The sequence below is a fragment of the Seonamhaeicola algicola genome, from assembly GCF_007997385.1.
Classification (GTDB): domain Bacteria; phylum Bacteroidota; class Bacteroidia; order Flavobacteriales; family Flavobacteriaceae; genus Seonamhaeicola; species Seonamhaeicola algicola.
The window spans coordinates 63,568-86,500 of sequence record NZ_VOSC01000030.1; the positions used below are offsets into that span (position 1 = coordinate 63,568).

25 protein-coding genes are annotated in these 22,933 nt (G+C 30.8%); 14 read left to right on the forward strand and 11 right to left on the reverse strand.

Annotation, left to right across the window (positions count from 1 at the left end; genetic code table 11):
* Positions 1–2 precede the first annotated feature (2 nt).
* Both FUA26_RS12595 and FUA26_RS12600 read left to right on the forward strand, forming a co-directional pair.
* Complete coding sequence (locus tag FUA26_RS12595; RefSeq protein WP_147136684.1) at positions 3–458, forward strand: sterol desaturase family protein; 456 nt, start codon at positions 3–5, stop codon at positions 456–458.
* Positions 455–1,150, forward strand: coding sequence for a lycopene cyclase domain-containing protein (locus FUA26_RS12600; protein ID WP_147136687.1), 696 nt, complete (start codon positions 455–457; stop codon positions 1,148–1,150). The genes FUA26_RS12595 and FUA26_RS12600 overlap by 4 nt, the downstream gene beginning before the upstream one ends.
* Here FUA26_RS12600 and FUA26_RS12605 read toward each other — a convergent pair.
* The 8 genes from FUA26_RS12605 to FUA26_RS12640 form a co-directional block, all read right to left on the reverse strand.
* A complete protein-coding gene (locus FUA26_RS12605) occupies positions 1,140–2,105 on the reverse strand; it encodes a D-2-hydroxyacid dehydrogenase (protein WP_147136689.1) in 966 nt (321 codons plus the stop codon). The genes FUA26_RS12600 and FUA26_RS12605 overlap by 11 nt on opposite strands.
* Positions 2,105–2,680: a TlpA family protein disulfide reductase gene (locus tag FUA26_RS12610; RefSeq protein ID WP_147136691.1), complete on the reverse strand. Its 576-nt coding sequence runs from the start codon at positions 2,678–2,680 to the stop codon at positions 2,105–2,107. The genes FUA26_RS12605 and FUA26_RS12610 overlap by 1 nt, the downstream gene beginning before the upstream one ends.
* A gap of 100 nt (positions 2,681–2,780) precedes the next feature.
* Positions 2,781–3,650, reverse strand: coding sequence for an anti-sigma factor (locus FUA26_RS12615; protein ID WP_147136693.1), 870 nt, complete (start codon positions 3,648–3,650; stop codon positions 2,781–2,783).
* Between the two features lie 75 nt (positions 3,651–3,725).
* A complete protein-coding gene (locus FUA26_RS12620; RefSeq protein WP_147136696.1) occupies positions 3,726–4,397 on the reverse strand; it encodes a Crp/Fnr family transcriptional regulator in 672 nt (223 codons plus the stop codon).
* Between the two features lie 103 nt (positions 4,398–4,500).
* Positions 4,501–4,923: a DUF5606 family protein gene (locus tag FUA26_RS12625; RefSeq protein ID WP_147136699.1), complete on the reverse strand. Its 423-nt coding sequence runs from the start codon at positions 4,921–4,923 to the stop codon at positions 4,501–4,503.
* 53 nt (positions 4,924–4,976) lie between these two features.
* Positions 4,977–5,567, reverse strand: coding sequence for a peptide deformylase (gene def, locus FUA26_RS12630; RefSeq protein WP_147136702.1), 591 nt, complete (start codon positions 5,565–5,567; stop codon positions 4,977–4,979).
* 43 nt (positions 5,568–5,610) lie between these two features.
* Complete coding sequence (ruvX, locus tag FUA26_RS12635; protein ID WP_147136705.1) at positions 5,611–6,021, reverse strand: Holliday junction resolvase RuvX; 411 nt, start codon at positions 6,019–6,021, stop codon at positions 5,611–5,613.
* A gap of 117 nt (positions 6,022–6,138) precedes the next feature.
* On the reverse strand, positions 6,139–6,432 hold the full coding sequence (locus FUA26_RS12640) for a hypothetical protein (protein WP_147136708.1): 294 nt from the start codon (positions 6,430–6,432) through the stop codon (positions 6,139–6,141).
* A gap of 454 nt (positions 6,433–6,886) precedes the next feature.
* Between FUA26_RS12640 and FUA26_RS12645 the strand changes: the two genes are divergently transcribed.
* Both FUA26_RS12645 and FUA26_RS12650 read left to right on the forward strand, forming a co-directional pair.
* Positions 6,887–7,702 (forward strand): 2,3,4,5-tetrahydropyridine-2,6-dicarboxylate N-succinyltransferase, encoded by an 816-nt coding sequence (locus FUA26_RS12645; protein ID WP_147136711.1) that lies wholly within the window; start codon positions 6,887–6,889, stop codon positions 7,700–7,702.
* A gap of 83 nt (positions 7,703–7,785) precedes the next feature.
* A complete protein-coding gene (locus FUA26_RS12650; protein ID WP_147136714.1) occupies positions 7,786–8,850 on the forward strand; it encodes a glycosyltransferase family 9 protein in 1,065 nt (354 codons plus the stop codon).
* On the opposite strand, the gene FUA26_RS12655 is transcribed toward FUA26_RS12650, so the two are convergent.
* On the reverse strand, positions 8,843–9,673 hold the full coding sequence (locus FUA26_RS12655; RefSeq protein ID WP_147136717.1) for a glycosyltransferase family 2 protein: 831 nt from the start codon (positions 9,671–9,673) through the stop codon (positions 8,843–8,845). The genes FUA26_RS12650 and FUA26_RS12655 overlap by 8 nt on opposite strands.
* Before the next feature lie 145 nt (positions 9,674–9,818).
* Here FUA26_RS12655 and FUA26_RS12660 point away from each other — a divergent pair, with 145 nt between their 5' ends.
* Positions 9,819–10,580 carry a glycosyltransferase family 2 protein gene (locus FUA26_RS12660; RefSeq protein ID WP_147136719.1) on the forward strand — a complete coding sequence of 254 codons (762 nt, stop codon included), beginning with the start codon at positions 9,819–9,821 and terminating at the stop codon, positions 10,578–10,580.
* Here FUA26_RS12660 and FUA26_RS12665 read toward each other — a convergent pair.
* Positions 10,577–11,338 (reverse strand): lipopolysaccharide kinase InaA family protein, encoded by a 762-nt coding sequence (locus FUA26_RS12665; RefSeq protein WP_147136722.1) that lies wholly within the window; start codon positions 11,336–11,338, stop codon positions 10,577–10,579. The genes FUA26_RS12660 and FUA26_RS12665 overlap by 4 nt on opposite strands.
* 89 nt (positions 11,339–11,427) lie before the next feature.
* Here FUA26_RS12665 and FUA26_RS12670 point away from each other — a divergent pair, with 89 nt between their 5' ends.
* The 6 genes from FUA26_RS12670 to FUA26_RS12695 all read left to right on the forward strand — a co-directional run bounded on the left by FUA26_RS12670 (position 11,428) and on the right by FUA26_RS12695 (position 17,129).
* Positions 11,428–12,477, forward strand: a complete 1,050-nt coding sequence (locus FUA26_RS12670; RefSeq protein ID WP_147136725.1) for a glycosyltransferase — start codon at positions 11,428–11,430, stop codon at positions 12,475–12,477.
* Complete coding sequence (locus FUA26_RS12675) at positions 12,456–13,409, forward strand: glycosyltransferase family 2 protein (RefSeq protein WP_147136728.1); 954 nt, start codon at positions 12,456–12,458, stop codon at positions 13,407–13,409. Before FUA26_RS12670 ends, FUA26_RS12675 begins: the two co-directional genes overlap by 22 nt.
* 6 nt (positions 13,410–13,415) lie before the next feature.
* Positions 13,416–13,976 carry an L-threonylcarbamoyladenylate synthase gene (locus FUA26_RS12680; protein WP_147136731.1) on the forward strand — a complete coding sequence of 187 codons (561 nt, stop codon included), beginning with the start codon at positions 13,416–13,418 and terminating at the stop codon, positions 13,974–13,976.
* Between the two features lie 134 nt (positions 13,977–14,110).
* Positions 14,111–15,529, forward strand: coding sequence for a CCA tRNA nucleotidyltransferase (locus FUA26_RS12685; protein WP_147136734.1), 1,419 nt, complete (start codon positions 14,111–14,113; stop codon positions 15,527–15,529).
* Between the two features lie 27 nt (positions 15,530–15,556).
* Positions 15,557–16,579 carry a COX15/CtaA family protein gene (locus FUA26_RS12690; RefSeq protein ID WP_147136737.1) on the forward strand — a complete coding sequence of 341 codons (1,023 nt, stop codon included), beginning with the start codon at positions 15,557–15,559 and terminating at the stop codon, positions 16,577–16,579.
* A 37-nt stretch (positions 16,580–16,616) separates the two neighbouring features.
* The gene (locus tag FUA26_RS12695; RefSeq protein ID WP_147136740.1) at positions 16,617–17,129 is read left to right on the forward strand and encodes an IS1096 element passenger TnpR family protein; all 513 of its coding nucleotides are present in this window, start codon (positions 16,617–16,619) and stop codon (positions 17,127–17,129) included.
* Here FUA26_RS12695 and FUA26_RS12700 read toward each other — a convergent pair.
* Positions 17,126–18,190 carry a hypothetical protein gene (locus FUA26_RS12700; protein ID WP_147136743.1) on the reverse strand — a complete coding sequence of 355 codons (1,065 nt, stop codon included), beginning with the start codon at positions 18,188–18,190 and terminating at the stop codon, positions 17,126–17,128. The two genes, FUA26_RS12695 and FUA26_RS12700, sit on opposite strands and share 4 nt — an antisense overlap.
* A gap of 118 nt (positions 18,191–18,308) precedes the next feature.
* On the opposite strand from FUA26_RS12700, the gene FUA26_RS12705 reads away from it, so the two are divergent.
* Genes FUA26_RS12705 through FUA26_RS12715 form a run of 3 tightly spaced genes read left to right on the forward strand, consistent with a single transcriptional unit; the run spans position 18,309 to position 22,791 of the window.
* Entirely contained in the window at positions 18,309–19,220 is a 912-nt protein-coding gene (locus tag FUA26_RS12705; protein ID WP_147136745.1) for an ABC transporter ATP-binding protein, read from the forward strand.
* A 1-nt stretch (position 19,221) separates the two neighbouring features.
* Positions 19,222–20,046, forward strand: a complete 825-nt coding sequence (locus FUA26_RS12710; RefSeq protein WP_147136748.1) for an ABC transporter permease — start codon at positions 19,222–19,224, stop codon at positions 20,044–20,046.
* Positions 20,047–20,073: 27 nt separating this feature from the next.
* On the forward strand, positions 20,074–22,791 hold the full coding sequence (locus tag FUA26_RS12715) for a T9SS type B sorting domain-containing protein (protein ID WP_147136751.1): 2,718 nt from the start codon (positions 20,074–20,076) through the stop codon (positions 22,789–22,791).
* Positions 22,792–22,933 lie beyond the last annotated feature (142 nt).

The window sequence follows — 22,933 nt, forward strand, 5'->3', positions numbered from 1 at the left end:
GTATGCAAACATTTTTATGGATATTAGTTTTTTTAAGCACCTTTTGCTTCATGGAATTTATGGCGTGGTTTACACATAAATACATAATGCACGGGTTTTTGTGGAGTTTACATAGAGATCATCACAAAAAAGACCATGATAGTTGGTTTGAGCGTAATGACTTCTTTTTTATATTTTACGCCGTAGTGAGTATTGGTTTCTTTTTACTTTGGAAATACAATATTTTATGGATTGGTTTACCTATAGGTGTTGGCATTTTTGTGTATGGTTTAGCTTATTTTATTGTGCATGATATATTTATACACCAGCGTTTTAAACTATTTAGAAATGCTAATAATTGGTATGCTAAAGGCGTAAGAAGAGCTCATAAAATGCACCATAAACACCTTGGAAAAGATGATGGTGAATGTTTTGGTATGCTGTTAGTACCGTTTAAATATTTCAAAAATTATAAATGAATTACTTATACCTACTTTTAAACTTAGGGTCTTTAAGTATTCCGTTTTTATTTAGCTTTCACCCAAAATTAAAATTTTACAAACTCTGGAAACCTTTATTTATAAGCTTGTTTTTATCAATGCTTATATTTATTCCATGGGATATTATTTTTACAGTTAAAGGCTTTTGGGGTTTTAACAATACTTACTTTTTAGGTATTACATTTTTTAATTTACCAATTGAAGAGTGGTTATTTTTTATTTGTATTCCGTATGCTTGTGTTTTTACACACTATGCGCTTTTGTATTACTTTCCTAACATGCAACTTAAGCGCGGTGTTACTAAATTAATAAGTTATTTTTTAGCACTTGTATTTGCTATCATTATAATATACAATTACAACAAATGGTATACACTAATTAATTTTACAGTTGCATTGGGTTTAATAATTTTTACTGTAAAAAAACACACCCAATTGTTAAGCAAGTTTTACCTAACGTTTTTGGTAATGCTCATTCCTTTTTTTATTGTGAATGGTATTTTAACTGGAAGTTTTATTGAAAACGAAGTTGTTTGGTATAATAATAACCAAAATTTAAATTTCAGACTTTTTACAATACCTGTTGAAGATAGTGTTTATGCATTTTCAATAATACTAATTCCTTTAGTGTTAATGCAGTACTTTAAACCTCAAAAAAAGGTTATAAATTAACAACATTAATAGGCTTCCCGTTTAAAAATGCCTCTAAATTATTTACTGTAGTTTGCATTAAACGTGCGCGTGCTTCTTTTGGTGCCCATGCTATATGTGGCGTTATAATACAGTTTTTTGCTTTTAGTAACGCATTATTTTTTGCCATAGGTTCAGCAGAAACAACATCTAATGCTGCACCCGAAACTTTGCCTGAGTTGAGTGCCTTTACTAAATCTTTTTCAACAATTAAACCACCTCTTGCTGTGTTTATAATTTTCACACCATCTTTCATCTTTTCAATATTACTTGAATTTATAATGCCCTTTGTACTCTCAAAAAGCGGGCAATGTAAACTTATGATATCTGATTTTTTAAAAAGCGTATCTAAATCTGTAAACTGTAATGTATCACTCTCAAAATCTGGCTTAACAGTTCTAGTGTTTACCAAAATATTGAGTCCGAAAGCTTGTGCTACTTTAGCAACTGCTTGTCCTATTTGACCAAAACCTATAATGCCTAATGTTTTTCCGTGTAATTCAATTAGTGGTGAATTCCAAAAACAAAAATCTTCAGACTTTACCCAATCTCCATTAAAAACAGCATTACTATGATTGCCTACATGATGACACATTTCTAGTAGTAAGGCCATAGTAAATTGTGCTACAGATTGTGTACTGTAAGCAGGTACATTTGTAACTGTAATACCTAGCTGTTTGGCAACCTCAACATCAACAACATTATAACCTGTTGCTAAAACACCTATAAATTTAACCCATGGTACGTTTTCTAAAACTGCTTTAGGTAATGGTGTTTTATTGGTATAAACTATTTGCGCATTACCAATAGCTTCAATTATTTTTTTGGTATCATACGGTGTTCTGTCATAAACTTTTAAGTTTCCATATTCTGAAATGGCATTCCAACTTAAATCGCCCGGGTTTAAAGTGTACCCATCTAAAACTACTATATCCACTATATTTTGTTTTTGGTTGCTAATAAACTATTAATGGTGTTTCTAACTGAATTACTATTCCAATTAGCAGCGCCTGTTTTTTCAATTATTACATTACCTTTTTGGTTTATTAAAAAGGTTTTAGGAATACTACTTACCTTAAAAATATTGTTATAATTTGTAACGGGCTGGTAAACCTTAAAAGTATAATTATTTTTTTCTAAAAACGGATTTACAACATTAAAAGATTCATCTGAAACAAAAACAAAGGTGACTTTATCTTTATAATCTTTATAAAGTTTTTGCATACTAGTCATTTCTGCAATACATGGCGGGCACCAAGTAGCCCAAAAATTAACCAAAACTATCTTGCCTTTTGTGGTTTCAAAATTAAAAATAGTACCATTTTCATCCTTTAATATTAAATTATAGCTTGGTATAGCTTTTTGTTTTTCAGAATTTATAGTTGAAGGACTTATTAATGCTAACCCTTTATTAACGAAAATTTGAATAGGTTTTCGTGTTTGTGGAATAAAAAAAAGTGCCACAATAACTAAAAAGATTAAGTCTTTGTATTTTGGTTTCTTTAACGCCATAGGCTACAATTTCTAAAGGGTATAAAAAAGAAGCATGGTTTAAATTAACCATGCTTCAAATCTAAAAAAAACAATTTATCTTTCTCATAGATAAATTTACTTATCTGCTTACGGTACCTGTTAAACTTTTTACAGGGCCATCACCCATTGCAATAGTTGTATGGTTCATGGCATTGGCTGGTACTACATGTGCCAATGGCTTTAATGTAAAAGGTGCTGTGCTATTATCTGGGCTAGGTTCTACAGAAATTACAATAGTTTTTTCTTTTAAATCTGTTGGAAATGTTAAACCTGCAGGTGCATTTTGTAAATAATCTTCACCAGGATATGCTGGTCCATTATTATCATTTCCTTTATATGGCGAAGTGGCTGCATTGTCATCGGCTGTATTTGCTGTTAAAAATGTTCCAGTTGAAATTGGTGTACCGTTAATAACTACCCAACCTTCGTATTTCCAACCATCGGTTAATGTTGGTAAACTTAAACCTGCAACTGCAGAACCGCTTGAGTTATCTAAAAACCAAACACCACTTTCTTCGTTTGTATCATCAGTATCTGTAGGTGTAGCTAAAATATATTTTCCGCTAGCCGAGGCAAAATCTGCTACAATACCATTTGAATTTACGTTGGCAGAATTTCCTGAAAAATCGCCTGCTAAAATTTTTGTTTCTGCGGGGGCTGGGTCTGGATCTACGGCGGGTTCAATACTTAAAACAAATGTTGTTGCAGCATCTAACTGTGCTCTATTTACAGTAAATGACTGCGGAAAACTTACTGAAGAAAATGTACCTGTTGATACTGGGTTGCCATCAACAATTAACCAACCTTCGTAAACATAATCTGGTCCTAATGCTTCTAATCCGTCAAGGTCTAGTGTTAATCTTGAGGTTGTTACTGGGTTATCATCATCACTACATGAAACTGTTAAAATGCTTAACGCAAAAACTGCTAGGAATACTTTTTTTATCATCACAATATGTTTTAAAATTATTTAATACTCCAAAAGTATATTGTAATGCGTTTTTAAAATGTTAGCTACCTAACACTAAGCAATTTTTTTATGAATTCTTATTTCTTTACGGCCAAATTCTATAACATTTTCTTCTTTTAGCTCATTTAAAAGTATGTTTAATGTGGGCCTTGATGTGCCTATTAATGAGGCTATGTCTCTTTGTGTGTATGGGTGATGTATTACTTTATCGCCAGTTTTTTCACAATCGTAACCATAATCTGTACACAACTCATCTAAAAACTCTACTAATCTTGTTTTTGCATCTTTGAATAATAAAATTTGTAAACGCCTTTCTAAACGTTTTAATTTGAAGCCAATGAGTTTGTAAATTTTTAAACTGAAGGTTTGGTTATCTCGCATTAAACCGTGCATGGTTTCAACACCAACAGGACAAATACTGGTTGTATTATCAACAGATTGTGCAAACTCTGCTCTTTTATCTTCGCCTAAAATAGCGGTTTCACCAAAAAGTTCGCCACGGGTTAAAATAGCTTTTACTACCTCATTACCATCTTCATTGTAATAGCCTATTTTTACTTTGCCTTTTTCTATTAAATATACTTTGTTGGCAGAGTCTTCTTCAAAATAAATATAGTCTTGTTTTTTATAACAATCAAAATCGTGATGCCCTTTATAGGCTTTAAATTTATGCGGACATAATACCTTAAATAGGTTTACGTCATCAAAAAACCAAAGCGATTTCATATTAAAGATAAATTGTTTTTGTTAGTACAATATGTGTCGGTGTTACAACTGCTAACCTTACAATTGGGTATAAAAAAACCTCCTTAAAAAAGGAGGTTGCTATTTATTCTTCTTCATCTTGCGTTGTAGCATCATCATCTAACAACCCAAGCATATCATGTTGTTGTAGTAAGTTATACCACTGTATTACTTTTTTAATATCACTGGCATATACTCTATCTTCATCATAATCTGGTAAAACTTCAAAGAAGTATTCTTCTAGTTTATCTTTACTATCTTTTGGTTTTACTGATGTTTGATTACCGTTTTCTTTTTCTTTAATTTTTTTGAAAACCTCTACTAAAGGTACTTCTTCAGCTAAGGTATAAATAGCTATTTCACTTAATACACTTACATTGTTTTGAAGCCCTATTGACAAACGTTTTTTATCAATTAAAGATTCTGCTACAAAACCACCACGGGTTTGTGTTACAAGCTTATATAATCCTGGTTTTCCTGAAATTGAAAGTACTTTTTCTAAACTCATATTATTTTTTTGAAAGGCGCAAATATCATGCGTTTATAGCTGTATTGCAAATATTATCGTTTCTTTTTTTGGTCTGGAAAACGCATTCTATAATCTATATTTATTTTTCCTTTAGATATATTATTTAGTTTTCCTTTTATTAAACGCTTTTTTAGGCTAGATAGTTTATCTGTAAACAACACACCTTCAATATGGTCATACTCATGCTGAATAACACGCGCTATTAAACCATCAAATTTTTGGGTGTGTTTTTTAAAATTTTCATCAAAATATTCTAGGGTAATTTGTGGTTTTCTAAACACATCTTCTCTAACATCAGGTATGCTTAAGCAGCCTTCGGTAAATGCCCACTCATCACCTTCTTCTTCTAAAATTTTGGCATTTATAAATACTTTTTTAAAATCTTTTAATTGGTTTTGTTCTTCGGCAGTTAAATCTTCATCTTCAGCAAAAGGAGCTGTATCAACCAAAAACAAACGAATTGGCAACCCTATTTGAGGCGCCGCTAAACCAACACCGTAGGCTCCGTACATGGTTTCAAACATATTTTCTAAAAGCGTATCTAGTTTAGGGTAATCTAGGGTTATATCTTTAGCTTTCTTTTTTAAAACGGGGTCACCGTAGGCAACTATTGGTAAAATCATAATTTTATATTGCTAATAATTGTGCAAAAGTACGAATACTATTTTATTTAGAATACAAATAACTTTGCAGTATAAGGGTGGCACTAATTTCATCAACAAGCGCTTTGTTTTGGCGTTGTTTTTTTTTCAAACCACTATCTATCATAGTTTGAAATGCCATTTTAGATGTAAACCGTTCGTCAACTCTTTTTATTTCTATTTGCGGAATTTCTTTTAATAAAGTATCTATAAACTTTTGAATATGTACTTCACTTTCTGAAGCTGTATTATCCATTTGCTTGGGCTCTCCAATTAAAAAAAGCTCTACAGCTTCTGTGGCAGTGTATTTTTTTAAAAAAGGTATTAACTCTTTGGTATTAACTGTTGTTAAACCCGATGCTATAATTTGAAGTTCATCGGTTACTGCAATACCTGTTCTTTTTGTTCCGTAGTCTATTGCTAAAATTCTAGCCATATATATATTTTACACAAAAGTAGTGCTATTTAAAGTAAAAAGACCGCCTTTTACGGCAGTCTTTTTATATTTAACCTACTTATTAAAAAACTTTTGAGAGTTTGAGAGTTTGAGAGTTTAAGCTTTTATTGCCTTGTTTAATTTAGGGAACAATAATTTAATGTTGTCAACATTTCTTTCTCTGTTGAAATAAGTTCTTATATCACTGGCAGTAGCGGCTATTGTTTCTTTTAATGCTTCTTCACTAATTAACACATTTTCAGTGCTAGTAGCTTTATTTACAACCTCTTTAGTTTCTTTTGAAACTACAACAGTTTTTACAGTTTCTACAGAAGTTTTATCAGTGCTTTGTGCGTTTGCAAAAGAGAATCCTAAAACTAAAACTAAAAAAATGTAAAATTTTGTATTCATTGTTTGTGTTGTTTTGTTGGGTCAAATATAGGTTGAGAGTAAAGTTGAAATGCAAAAAATTAGTTGTAGAAGCTTGAAAATTCGTTTATTAGAAAATGTGTACAGAACAGCCGATTAACTGACAAAACGCAGTTTTTTACCGATTAAAAAACCATTACACAACACTTAACCTGACGTTTTAAGCATTTAAAAGCATATTTTGTTTTTTTACTACTATAAAACACATGCAATACCAGATAAAAAGCATGCTTTTTATCATGTTATCGTATCATTTTAAGCTTACTTTTTTTAAGCTATTTTTTCTTGTAAAACATGATTTATTACTAAAAAAAACATCAAATATTTACATTTAATAACACAAAACAACGCTATACTTAACAAATGTTTTATTTATGTTTTTGTAGTTTTTAATTGAAAAAATAATCGTGTACTTTAGCCAAAAATTTAAATACTGATGACTGAATTACAACAAATAATTGAAGCAGCTTGGGACAATAGAGATTTATTAAAAGAAGAAAGAACAACAACAGCAATTAGAACTGTAATTGATTTGCTAGATAAAGGTAAATTACGTGTTGCAGAACCTATTGAAGGTGGTTGGCAAGTAAATGAATGGGTAAAAAAAGGCGTTGTACTGTATTTTCCAATTCAAAAAATGGAAACTATTGAAGCTGGCCCGTTAGAATTTCATGATAAAATACCTTTAAAAACTGGTTATGCAGAAAAAGGTATACGTGTGGTTCCGCATGCAGTTGCAAGACACGGCGCTTACATATCTGCGGGTACTATTTTAATGCCTAGTTATGTAAATATTGGTGCTTATGTAGATGAAGGTACTATGGTTGATACATGGGCTACTGTTGGTAGTTGTGCACAAATTGGAAAAAATGTACACTTATCTGGCGGTGTTGGTATTGGTGGCGTTTTAGAACCATTACAAGCTGCACCTGTTATTATTGAAGATAATGTTTTTGTAGGCTCACGTTGCATTGTTGTTGAAGGTGTACACGTTGAAAAAGAAGCTGTTTTAGGTGCCGGTGTTGTTTTAACTATGAGTACTAAAATTATTGATGTTACTGGTAATGAACCTGTTGAAATGAAAGGTAAAGTACCTGCTAGATCGGTAGTAATTCCTGGTAGTTACACCAAAAAATTTGCTGCTGGCGAATATCAAGTACCTTGTGCCTTGATTATTGGAAAACGAAAAGAAAGTACCGATAAAAAAACATCATTAAATGATGCTTTACGTGATAACGAAGTAGCTGTTTAATTGAAAAAACTTATATATTAAAAATTCCAAATTCCTGAAACTTCACGGAGTTTGGAATTTTTTATTTGTAATTTAAAAGCGTTATGAAGGTTTTAATTATTCAACAAAAAATGATAGGAGATGTTTTAGCTACAAGTATTTTATTTGAAGCTATTAAACAACAATATCCTAATGCAGAATTACACTATGTAATAAACTCGCATACTTATCCTGTTGTTGAAAACAATCATTTTATTGATGTTTTTAAGTTTTTCACACCTGAACATGAAAAAAGCAAACAAAAACTTTATGTGTTTGCTAAACAATTACAAAAAGAAAAATATGATGTTGTTATTGATGTGTATTCAAAATTATCAAGTAATTTAATTACTCTATTTTCAAAAGCAAAAACAAAAATTTCAAAGCACAAAAAGTATACATCAATTATCTATACACATACTTTTAAAGACGCCACAACTACAAAAACTAATGCTGGTTTAGCCATTGAAAACAGGTTGCAACTATTAGCGCCATTAAATATTAACGCTTCACACATAGTAAAGCCTAAAATTTATTTAACAAACACCGAAAAAGACCAAGCAAAACAATTTTTATTAAATAACAGTATTGATTTGCAAAAACCACTGTACATGATTGGTGTTTTAGGAAGCGGCAGTAGCAAAACTTACCCTTTTGAATATATGGCAAAGGTTATAAATAACATTGTAGAGCAGCAACCAAATGCGCAACTATTATTTAATTATATACCCAAGCAAATAACCGAGGCGAAAGCCATATTTAATTTTTGCTCACCTAGCACCAAAAAACAAATTTATTTTGATGTATTTGGAAAAAGCTTACGCCAATTTTTAGCCATAACATCGCATTGCAATGCATTAATAGGTAATGAAGGCGGCGCTATAAATATGGCTAAAGCTTTAAATATACCAACATTTACTATATTTTCTCCTTGGATTAAAAAAGAAGCATGGAACATGTTTGACGATGGAAAAAAGCACGTTTCTGTTCATTTAAATGACTACCATACTGAATATTACAAAAATGTAGAACACCCTAAACAACTTAAAACAGAAGCCGCAGCATTGTATACAAAACTTAAACCTTCGCTTTTTAATGATGCTTTAAACGTATTTTTAAAAGCTAACTAACAGCATCTTTTTTAATTCCGTAAGGTGTCCATTTAATATTTTCTTTTTTCACCTTAGCTCTAATAGCTAAATTTCTATCTAAAGATTCTTGTGTTTTGTAACCTCGTGCGTGGTCTAAATGCAAACAAATAGCTTTGTATCTAATTTGTTTAGTTTTAATACCGTTATTTACCAAACGCTCACCCAACTCTCTATCTGGGCCGCCGTATTGCATACGCTCATCATAACCGTTAATAGCAATTAAATCGGTTTTCCAAGCAGAAGAGTTACAGTTATTAAAGGTAGCTCCTGTAGGTGTAATACTATCCATTAGGTTGGCATAACCATTTTTTGCAGATAATTTCAGCTTATTTTTCCAATTAAGAGTACCTTGAGTTTTTAACCAAGAAACTTCAAAACAGCGTTTAGATTTTATGTCATTTTCAGCAATTGCCTCACTAATATCCATAGGAAGTTTACAATATCCACCTGATAAGAAGTATCCTTTTTCAGCATATTTTGCATGCGTTTCAACAAAATCTTCACGAGGTATACAATCGCCATCAGTAAATAATATATACTCATTTTTAGCCATTACAATAGCTTCATTTAATATTTTTTGGCGTCTGTACCCTTTATCTTCATGCCACGCGTGGGTTATTTCTACCGGATAATTTTGCTTAAACTTATCAATAAGTTCTTTGGTTTCATTAGTAGAGCCATCATCAGCAATAATAATATCAAAATCATTGTACGTTTGCGTGCTGTAACCAAATAAAACCTTCTCTAACCAATCGGTTTTATTATAAGTAGCTATAATAACTGTAATTTTAGGCAATGCCATTTTAAGGTGTTTTCTTGTAAAAATTAATAGTTGCAAATATACGTAAATAGTACACATTCAAATTCAAAAAAACATTTTAACCTATTAGTTATTTTTTTCAATGGTTGTAAAATATGTACTTTTATACTTTTAATTTTTTTAAGAAATGATAAAGCTTTCTGGAGTAATAATAACTTTTAATGAAGAACGTAATATTGAAAAATGCCTAAAATCATTATTACCTGTTGTTGATGAAATTGTTGTAGTAGATTCTTTTTCAACAGATAAAACGAAAGCTATTTGTGAAAAATATAAGGTTAGATTTATTGAGCAAAAATTTTTAGGCTACATTGAACAAAAAAACTTTGCTATTGCGCAAGCAAAACATAACTACATAGTATCACTTGATGGTGATGAGGCGCTTTCTGAAAAACTACAAACATCAATATTAAACGTAAAATCTAATTGGCAATTTGATGGTTATTACAGTAACAGATTCAATTGTTTTTGCGGACAGTGGATTAAACACACCACTTGGTATCCTGATAAAAAATTACGTGTTTTTGATAGAAGAAAGGCTAAATGGGCAGGCATTAATCCACATGACAGAATTACATTAACTGATAAAAATAACAAAACAGGCTTTTTAAAAGGTGATATTTTACATTGGAATTACAACACTTACGCTGAACTAAACAGTAAAGTTGAAGTGTTTACAACCATTTCTGCCGAGGCTTATTATAAACTAGGCAAAAAAGCACCTTTGTATAAAATTATAATTAACCCTACTTGGGCATTTTTTCAATCATATATTTTAAAACTTGGCTTTTTAGATGGTTTTAATGGCTTTTTTATTTCTGTAGAAACCGCTAATACTCGTTTTTTAAAATATGCTAAACTTAGACAACTTATTAAAAACAACCGTTAGGTTTTCCAGAATTTCAATTTCTTTTTAAGTCTTTTTTTACGATGATATTTTTCTTGAAATGCCTGAGTAGTTTGCCACATAACATCAAACACCTTATCATAACTAGCACCAATACATTTGGCATACTCATCACTCATTATTTCAATCATAGATTTATGCACTGTTAATTTTGAAAAGTTTTTAACTCGTGTTTCAAAATCTAGTTTTTTAAATTCCATACGGTTTAAATCAACCAAATAAAATTTATAGTTTCCATTATTTATTTCAATGAGCGTATTACCTGGTGAATGATCTAAAAAATGAATATTTTTTTCATGCAAATTAAAAGTAAACCTAGTAAATGCACGTAAAATAGTCTCATGATTTTTGTAATTTAAATTGGTTGTTAACTCTCTGTATGTTAAATCACATGGTTGTTGCTCACTTATATAATAACTTTTTTTAAACAAAAAAGCTGTTGTAAACTCATAATATGCAATAGGTTGTGGCGTTCCAACCTCTAACTCTTTAAGTTTATTGGCATATTCAAATGAGCGTTGTGCTTTACTTTTTCTAAAAAACTTATAAGCTACTTGGTTAATAGCATTAGGTACTTTAAACGATTTCACATTTAAACACATACCATTATTTGACTTAAAGAGTTTTAAAGAATTTCTATCTTGGTTACCAAAATCCTCACCTTCGGTATCAAAATTTAAAATAATATTATCTAAAAAATCTGCACTTAACTCAAAGTCTGCATTTATTTGTTTTTGCAAAATAAGTAATGTTTGTGGTTTAATACTTTGGTGTAAAATTATAAATTTAAGTTGTATATATTTGTGCTTAATTAGGTGTAGTTATTATAATGTCTGAAAAAGTAGTATATATTCTTCATAAAAACGGTGCTAAAGGTCATTATGTAGCTTTAGATTATTTGTTGAAACAAAATAATATAGCGTTAAAACACAGAGAATTTTCAATATTTAGTAAACTTTTTAAAGCTGTTACTAGGGGTAATTTTAGCTTGTTTTTTAAACAATTAAAAAACATAGTGTTTTTTATTTCTTTGTTATTTACTAAGAATAAAAAAATAGTTTTAGGTATAGCTCCTTTTGACAGTAAACTAATTACTATTTTAAAATTCTTAAAAAAGCATGATGTTTACTATCATACATCATGGACATGTTGGAACAAAACTTTTCATCCTAAATACAAAAAAAACAATCCAAAAACTTTTAAACATTGGCAGTTTTTTTTAGAACACAAAGTAAAGCACATTTTTGCAGTTACAAATAAAAGTAAACAAGAACTTTTAACTAATTATAACATTAACAATAATAAAATTAGTATTGTATACCACTCTAACAACAGTGTTTTTTACAATAATACAAACACACCAAAAAAAACAAATAGTTTTATATATGTTGGTAGGTTGTTACCGCAAAAAGGTATTATTGAAATTTTAGATTTTTTTAAACAAAATCCTAAAGCTTATCTTACAATTGTTGGAGACGGAAAACTAAAAAACAACGTAATACACTACGCTAAAAAATACCAAAATATACATTACCATGAGCCAATATACCATAAACCAACGCTCATAAATGTTTTTAAAACACATGAGTATGTATTATTAAACTCTAAAAAAACTAAAACGTGGGAAGAACTTTTTGGTATTATAATTATTGAAGCCATGTCACTTGGTTTAATTCCAATTGCCAGTAACCACTCTGGGCCAAAAGAAATTATAACAGATAAAGTTGGCTATATTTTTAATGAAGGTAACGTTGCTAATACGTTAACCAAAGTAATTAATAAGGGGTTCAACAATAATATGTCGCTTCATAATATTGAGGTATCAAAACAATATTCGCTTAAAAACATTTCAAATAGATGGAAACCAATACTAAAGTAGATGTTAGCTGTATTATTATAAACTACAACACATCTCAATTTACATTCAATGCCGTAAAATCTATTTTAGAATCTCATAATGAAAATAGCTTAACATTTGAAGTTATTGTTGTAGATAATAATTCGAAACCAGAAGATTATAAAACTTTAAAAAAACAATTAAATACCCTAAACTCACAATTAATAACGCTTGTAAGGAGTAAGTTTAATACGGGGTTTGGTGGTGGAAATATGCTTGGTGTTCAACACGCAAAAAATTGTAAATACTATGCCTTTATAAACAACGATACCTTACAAGTTACTCCAAATTGTTTAGTCGTACTAAAAAAGTTTATGGAATCTACACCCGATGCAGCTATTTGTTCTCCTCAAATGCTTGATGAGCACAAAAATTTTAGAGCTACAATTGATCATTTTTCGTCATTACAGCGCGAAATTTTAAAACGGGCTACATTAGAATTTTTATTTCCAAAAACATATTTAAACAGAAAAAAAACATATAAAAATCCAATTAAGGTACAATACGTTCAAGGCTCTTTTATGTTTATAAATGCTAAATATTTTAATACTGTTGGAGGGTTTGATACTAACTTATTTTTATACTACGAAGAATCAGACCTTAGCCTAAGACTATTAAAAACACTAAAAAAATATAACTATTTAGTACCTCAAACTGAATATATACATTATAAAAGTGCCAGTATAAATAGAAATATAGCCATAAAAATTGAACAAAAAATAGCCTTACTTTATCACACTGAAAAACATTATGGCTGGCTATCAAAAAAAATACTTAATAGCTACTTTATTGTAAGATACTTTTTAACATCTATAATTAAACCAAAATATTGGAAATTATGGCTAACTCTTTTAGCTGGTGCACCTATATCAAAATCTTTAAAACACAAACAAAAAATTAATTTTATAGATTAAACTACCATGCAAACCGAAATTAACAACGCACTAAAAGTTTTAAAAGAAGGCGGTATAATTTTATACCCAACAGATACTGTTTGGGGCATTGGTTGCGATGCTACAAACCCCTATGCTGTAAAAAAAGTATACAACTTAAAACAACGTGAAGATAGCAAAGCCCTTATTTGTTTGGTGGCTGATGACAGAATGCTTGGTAAATACGTAAAGCAAATACCCTTTGCGGCCCAAAGTATTATTGAAATTGCCAACAAACCAACCACTATTATTTATGATGAGGCACAAAATTTAGCACAAAATTTAATAGCTAATGATGGTAGCATAGCCATAAGAATTCCTGACGATGATTTCTGTTTCTGGTTATCAAGAAGACTTAATGGTGCCATTGTATCAACATCGGCTAATATTAGTGGGCAACCAACACCAAAATCATTTAAAGAAATAAGTCCTGATATTTTAAAAGGAGTAGACTATGTCGTAAATTTGCAAAAAGATAAAATTTGCAATAAACCTTCATCAATAATTAAACTAAGCAACAATGGTGTTGTTAAAATAATTAGAGAATAATTTCAAACTTATAACACTTAAAAAAATATAATTTTTTGCGTTTTAATATTTATATTTTAATTCTCAAAAACATGAAGTTTTATTGAACCATAAACGTATTGTTTTGCAAAACAAACGTGAATTTGTGGCAGAAAATGAACCATAAAGAAGCATTAAAACACCCATTATTTAAAATAATTTCACAAGCTGCTAGCACACTTAACGTTGAAGCATACGTTATTGGTGGCTTTGTACGCGATTATTTATTACAACGCGGTAGCGCCAAAGATATTGATGTTGTTGCCATTGGCAGTGGTATAAACCTAGCCAAACAAGTAGCTAAAATGCTACCCAACAAACCTAAGGTACAAATTTTTAAAACCTACGGCACCGCAATGCTTAGGCATGATGATATTGAAATTGAATTTGTTGGTGCCAGAAAAGAATCATACACTGAAGATAGCCGAAACCCTATTGTAGAAAACGGTACACTTAAAGACGACCAAAACCGAAGAGATTTTACCATAAACGCCTTAGCATTAAATTTAAACAAAGCACACTTTGGCAATATGTTAGACCCGTTTGAAGGCGTTACGCATTTATCACAAAAATTAATTAAAACACCTTTAAATCCGGATATTACTTACAGCGATGATCCATTACGAATGATGCGCGCTATAAGGTTTGCAACACAATTAAACTTTACCATAGAACACGAAAGCTTACAAGCCATTACACGTAACGCTTCAAGAATAAAAATAATAACTAAAGAGCGCATAGTTGTTGAACTCAATAAAATATTAGAAAGCCCAAAACCATCCATAGGCTTTTTATTATTAGAAAAAACGGGGCTTTTAAACATTATTTTACCAGAATTAACAGCATTAAAAGGCGTTGAAGATATTGAAGGCCAACGCCATAAAGATAATTTTTACCACACACTTGAAGTAGTTGACAACATTGCCCAAAACACCAATAACCTTTGGCTACGTTGGGCCGCACTTTTACATGATATTGGTAAAGCGCCCACAAAAAAGTTTCATAAAAAAATTGGATGGACGTTTCATGGGCATGAGTTTGAAGGCTCAAAAATGGTATTTAAACTGTTTAAACGTTTAAAAATGCCATTGAATGATAAAATGAAATTTGTTCAAAAAATGGTGTTTATGAGCTCACGCCCCATTGTATTAGCCCAAGATATAGTTACAGATTCTGCCGTAAGGCGCTTGGTTTTTGATGCAGGCGATTATGTTGAAGATTTAATGACGCTTTGTGAAGCTGATATTACCACAAAAAACCCAAAAAAATTCAAAAAATATCATAATAACTTCAAAATAGTTAGAGATAAAATTGTTGAAGTTGAAGCCCGAGATCATGTTAGAAATTTTCAACCACCTATTTCTGGTGAAGAAATCATGAAAACCTTCAACTTAAAACCATCAAAAGAAATTGGTGTTATAAAAGAATTTATTAAAGAAGCTATTTTAGAAGGAGATATACCAAATGAATACGAAGCTGCCCATAAATTAATGCTAGAAAAAGGCAAAAAACTGGGGTTAGAGGTTAAATATTAGATTTTATTAAACTAAATTTTTTAAGCTGTGGCAAAAGAAAAAGACAACAAAAAGGTTATTTACTGGCTATTAACAGGCTGTTTTTTAATATTTATAATGGTAGTTGTTGGTGGCATTACAAGACTAACGCATTCAGGTTTATCTATTTCAAACTACAAATTAATATCGGGCACAATTCCGCCCATGAATGAAACAGAGTGGCAAGAAGCTTTTAATCTTTACAAGCAATATCCAGAATATAAAAAATTAAATAACCACTTCAATCTTCAAGATTTTAAAGATATTTATTTCTGGGAGTGGTTACACCGTGTAATTGGCCGCTTTATTGGCTTGGTATTTTTTATACCTTTTGTATACTTTTTAATTAGAAAACAACTTACAAAACCAACCATAAAAAAATGCATTATACTACTTTGTATGGGGGCATTTCAAGGTTTTTTAGGCTGGTACATGGTTAAAAGCGGTTTAGTTGATAACCCAGATGTTAGTCATTACAGGCTTGCAGCTCATTTAACCACAGCATTTTTAACGTTTGCATACACATTTTGGGTAGCTTTAGATTTGATATATCCTAACAAAAAAGACATAAATATTGCATTTAGAAACTTTATCCGTTTTAGCTTTGTAATTCTCATTATTCAAATAATTTATGGTGCTTTTGTTGCCGGTTTAGATGCAGGTTTTATTCACAACCATTGGCCAATGATGAGCGAAGGTAAATTTATGCATCCTACGGTTTATATTGAGCAAAATCCGCTATACAAAAACTTTATTGAAGGCAAAAGTGGCGTACAATTTGTACACCGCTGTTTAGCTTACATTGTGGTTGCTTTTATTGTTGCTATTTATGTAAAATCTAGAAAACTAATATTAACCTTACCCCAAAACCGTGCTATAAACAGCCTTTTAGCTATTGTATTTTTTCAATTTTTATTAGGCGTATTAACCATAATGTTACAAGTACCAGTGTGGTTAGGTGTAGCGCACCAAGTTGGGGCCTTTTTCTTGTTAAGTGCTATTACTTTTACATTACACAGATTTAGCAAATAAGGTAAAAAAACGTAACTTTGCACTATAATTTTTTATAATGATTTACAGGTTTAGAGTAATACTTGACAACGATACAGAAGAAGATATTTTTCGTGATTTAGAAATTAGAGAAACAGATTCTCTTGAAGATTTACACAACATAATTACCCAATCTTTTGGTTTTGATGGTAGCGAAATGGCCTCATTTTACCTAAGTAATGACCAATGGGATCAAGGTGAAGAAATATCATTATTTGATTTAAGTGATACTGGTGGCGCACGTTTAATGAATGAAACCGCTATTAATGATGTTGTACACGAAGCACAACCTAAGCTTATTTATGTATATGATTTTTTAAGCATGTGGACATTTTATGTGGAACTAGCTGAAATTGTTGATGTTGTTGAAGGAACAGATTATCCTAACTTAATGTTTGTTCACGGACAAATACCAGACACAGCCCCAGACCGCATGTTTGAAGCTGATAATGAGGATAATTTTAATGAGTTTGAAGACGATTTTGACGTGGATGATTATGACGAATTAGATTTTGACGAAAACTGGAACTAAACCCTTATTTTTAAAGGGTTTACATTCTCATAGTTTGTTGTTAAAAATTCTAGTCCGCATTTTAAAATTTGCCCCATAGATTTACATTTTAAAAACTTTTTATCTCTAGAATATTTATAAATATCTTTTTTAAGCATATCTATATTTTCAACTTTTGATATGGTGTCTTCTGTCATACATGAAATTAAATGTGCAATTCTATCATTAAAACTTTTCATTCTTTTAACTAAAATTGAACGCTCTTCAGTTTTGTATTGATTAATTGATAACTTTTTTAATGTGTTAGATACCATTTGAACCATTTCAAAATTCTCTTTAAAAAACTGTGGCCTGTAAATATTAAATTTACCTTCGTATGATTGCTGATCAAAATCTATGGCTCTAATTTTATACACTACATGATCAAAATCATGGGTTGGTGTAATTACGTAATTATATGAGCGCATATCACCTAACAACCTAATCATACATCGCTCATTAAATTTAACAAACTCTTTTGCTATTTGTGCTTTTTCAGATTTGCTACAATTAGGCAATATGGTTTTTATAAAAACATCACCAGGTATGCCAGAAATATGCTCTTCAATTAAGGTATTTTTATACACCAAAAAGTTTAAGTTTGATGGTGATAGCATATGCTCTAACTCTAAACCGTAAACTCTGGATGCATCGGCTTTTTTAACGTAGAAGTAGGTAAAATTATCATTTAAAACATTTCGTATTTTTATTCTGAAGGGTTTTGAATTTCCGAAGGTGCAAAAATCTATAGCATCAACTTTTAAAAATGGGTGTGCATCTTCATTACCATCAGAATGTAAAATAGCATATACCTTTTTTAAAGACATTTCAATTTCTTCCCTTTCATAATCGTTATAATACACACGTACCCAAAGCGTATCATTATCATCTTTGTCATACACAACAATAGAACCTTGAAAACGCAATAAATCATCATAAAAAATGGGTATTTCACTATTTCTATTATACTCAGCAAGGTAATTACTAAGTTTTTCGCTTATGGTGTAAGACGGTTTCTTTTTTGATATTTTTAAATCCTCCATACGTGTAAAGTTACTAATTTTAAAGGTTTTTTAGTATGTATGTAACAAAATATAAACAGGCTCGTCTTACCCATATAACTAACCATTGCTAAGTTACTAGCAAAAAAGTTTTACTATTTTGGAATCTATTCTTACTATTAACAATCTTACCAAAAAATTTGGCCAATTAACCGCTGTAAACAACCTTTCATTTACTATAAAAAAAGGTAACGTTTATGGTATTTTAGGACCAAACGGAAGCGGAAAATCTACCACTCTAGGCATTGTTTTAAATGTGGTAAATAAAACATCGGGCAATTTCCATTGGTTTGATGGTAACACAACAACACATAATGCTTTAAAAAAGGTTGGTGCTATTATTGAGCGCCCTAACTTTTACCCGTACATGTCTGGGTATGAAAACTTAAAACTAGTATGCAAAATTAAAGGTGTTAATTATAGTAAAATTGACGAAAAACTTGAAATTGTTGGTTTATTAAAACGCAAACATAGTAAGTTTAAAACGTTTTCTTTAGGAATGAAACAACGCTTAGCCATTGCCTCTGCCCTTTTAAACGACCCCGAAATTTTAATTCTAGATGAACCCACTAACGGATTAGATCCTCAAGGCATTCATCAAATTAGAGAAATTATTAAGCAAATTGCAGCCCAAGGCACCACAATTTTATTGGCTTCGCATTTATTAGATGAAGTTGAAAAAGTATGCTCGCACGTAGTTGTTTTAAGAAATGGCGTAAAGTTATATGCCGGCAGTGTTGATGAAATGATTTCTAGCCATGGTTTTTTTGAACTTAAATGTAACAACCAAAGTGAATTAATTACCCTTTTAGAAAACCATAATGCTTTTGGAAATATTAAAGTTGAAGGTGATTTGGTAACTGCTTTTTTAACCGAACCTATTAAATCTGACACCTTTAATAAACTACTTTTTGAAAAAGGTATAATTCTTACCCATTTAGTACAACGTAAAGAAAGTTTAGAAGAACAATTTTTAAAACTAACCGACAACCTCAACAAACAAAACCAATAACATGTTTAGATTATTAAATTTAGAGCTACAAAAGCTTCTGCTAAATAAAACCAGTAAAATACTCATTTTTGTATCGTTTATTTTACCATTTTTTGTAATTCTTCTATCGTCTTTCAAAATTAATGTTTTTGGCTTTTTTACTTTAGAATTAGGTGAATTAGGCATATTTAATTTTCCTATTATATGGCATTTAACCACATTTTTTTCATCGCAATTCAAATTCTTTTTTGCTATTGTTGTGGTAAGCATGATTGGTAATGAATACAGCAACAAAACCATAAAACAAAACTTAATTGATGGCCTAAGTAAAAAGGAATTCATACTATCAAAATTCTATACAATAGTATTTTTTTCATTAGTTTCAACAGTACTAATTTTTTTAATATCGCTTTGCATTGGGCTTTATTACTCAAGCTACAATGAGTTTTCAATTATTATAAAAGAAACCGAATTTATAATAGCTTATTTTGTAAAACTTGTTGGCTTTTTTAGCTTATGCTTATTTTTTGGTATGCTGGTAAAACGTTCTGCCTTTGCCCTAGCCTTTTTGTTTATTTTATTTATTGTTGAATGGATTATTTTTGGGCTTTTAGCTTGGAAATTAGACACAGATGTAGCAGAGAAAATTCAAAACTTTTTCCCTTTAAAATCTATGTATAAACTCATAGACCAACCGTTTCAAAGAATAGCCATGACAAAATTTCCTGATAAAGCTAATTTAGCTTATGATTATGGAGCACATTCATACGAAATACTTATAGTTTTAGCTTGGACAGCCTTATTTATCTTTTTATCGTATAGATTATTAAAAAAGCGCGATTTATAATATATTTGGTAGCATTTGCTACCACTAATGAAAAAAACGCTTTTAATATTTTTTGCTGTTTGCTGTTTTTCAAACATTTATGCTCAAAGGCAAGCAGCTAATTGGTATTTTGGTTATGGTGCAGGTGTTAAATTTAATTTAGCAAACAATACGCTAACAGCTGTAAATAATGGCATGTTGTTTACCAATGAAGGTTGCTCTTCAATATCAGACGATTTAGGAAATTTACTTTTTTATACTGATGGTTCTACCGTTTGGAATAAAAACCACGTAGCTATGCAAAATGGCTTTGGCTTGTTTGGTGATAATTCAAGCACACAATCGGCTATTATTGTACCAAAACCAAACGACCCTAATATTTACTATATTTTTACAGTAGATACAACTATTGGAACCGACCCTGATAATGGCTTTAATTATTCAACTGTAGATATTTCACTTAATGGTGGTTTAGGTGCAGTTACACAAAAAAATGTGAATTTATTAAATCATTGTTCAGAAAAATTAACTGCTGTTTTAAAAGACTGCATAACTAAATCTATATGGGTAATAACGCTGGCCTCAGAAGATGGCTCGCCTAATTCATACAATACGTTTCATGCCTTTGAAGTAAGTAATGCTGGTGTAAACACAACATCTGTAAAATCTACCTTTCCAATAGCTATTAATGATAGGCGCGGTTATTTAAAACTCTCACCCGATGGCACTAAAATGGCCGTTGCAAATACTGCCGATGGCTTACAAATTTTAGATTTTGATGCCTTTACAGGGAAAGCTTCAAACCTATCATATTTAACAATAAACAGTACTGAAAGTCCATTTCCGTATGGTATTGAGTTTTCACCAAATAGTAATCTGCTGTATGTGCATGCTTATAATAACTTTTTTGACTTTGATAATCAAGCAAGAAATGAAGACCCTGCAAACCACACATCTGTATTAGCGCAATTTAATTTAGCTGCACCTAATGTACAAGCTTCGCAAGTAATTTTAGATGATAGAAATTTATACAGAGGTGGTTTACAATTAGGCCCTAACGGAAAAATTTACAGAGCTTTAAGCGCTACTTACACAAAAGGGTTATCATATTTAGGCGTTATAAACAACCCCAATGTTGTTGGCGCTGGTAGTTTATACCAACACAACGCCGTAAACTTGGGTGCTAATCAATCTTCTCAAGGGCTACCGCCATTCATCGCTTCTTTTTTCAATAAACAAATTGATATTATTAAAAACGGTGAAAGCGCTACAAACCTCAACCTCTGCGATGGTGACACCTATACATTAACTTCAACTGAAATTCCTGGTGCTACCTATACTTGGACGGTTGATGACACACCCTTACCTGAAACCGATTTTGATTTAGAAGTTTCAAAATCTGGATTTTACAAAGTATACATTGATCCTAATAATGGAGACTGTGCTATTGAAGGTGACGCATTTGTTTTAATAAATCCAAACCCATCAGCATTTAATCATAGCTTACTACAATGCGATGAAGATGGTGTAACAGATGGTATAACACGCTTTAATTTAAACCAGGCAATACCAAACATTACAGGTGGTAGCACTACCGTAACTACAAAGTTTTTTACAGATGCCGCACGAACTAATGAAATTGATGGCGCAGATTTTACAAATACATCAAATCCGCAAACCATTTTTGTTGAAGTCATTGAAGATAAAACACAATGTTTCAGTGTATCTGAACTTACCTTAAGCGTTAGTATTACTGATGCCAACAATACCACACTTACAGTTTGCGATGATGATGGTTTTGAAGATGGCTTTTACAATTTCAACCTAAAAAACGCCGAAACTGCTATTATTAATGGGCTTCCTACAGGGTTAAATATTTCTTACTATGAAACCTATAATAATGCACTTTTAGAAATAAATGCACTTAACAATAGTTTTACCAACACCATTGCCTACAATCAAACAATTTATGCTAGAACCGAAAATGACAATAATTGCTATGGCATAAGCCAAATACAACTAGTTGTTAATGTATTACCTAATATTGAAACTGAATACACAACACACTACTGCCTAAACACATACCCAAAAAAAATTACCATTAACGCTGGTATTTTAGTTGGCAACACAAGTAATTACACATACCAATGGTCTACCGGAGAAAACAGTTATAGTATTGATATTAACCAACCAGGAGATTATGAAGTTATTGTTACAAATGCCAATATGTGTTCAAAAACTAGAGTTGTAAAAGTTTTACCATCTAACATTGCAACAATTGATGCTATTAATATTAAAGATGCATCTGTAAATAACACTATAACTGTTATAGTTTCTGGTGAAGGAAGTTACGAATACAGGTTATTAGATGAAAACAACGTAGTGTACGCACCTTACCAAAGCAGTAATATTTTTGAGAATGTAAAACCCGGTATTTATACCATATCTGTAATTGATACCAAAAATAATTGTGGAGCAACACCACCACAAAAAGTAAGCGTTATAGGTTTTCCTAAATTTTTCACGCCCAATAATGATGGAAAAAATGACACTTGGCAAATATATGGTGTGAATGATATGTTTCAACCTAATACTAAAATTCAAATTTTTGACAGATATGGTAAACTTGTAAAACAACTTAATCCACTTAGCAATGGTTGGGATGGATATTTTAATGGCAATAAATTACCGGCCGATGATTACTGGTTTTCAATAACCTTACAAGATGGTAGAATTTTCAAAAATCATTTCACATTAAAATACTAGTTTAACAACCTATTAACAAAAAATAACGCATTTAATCGTGTTTTCTTTGCGTTTCATCTGAAAAAGGCATAATTTTCGCCAATATATAACTTACTCATACTAAGCTATATATTGCCCAAAAAAATTGACAGAAGAAAAACCT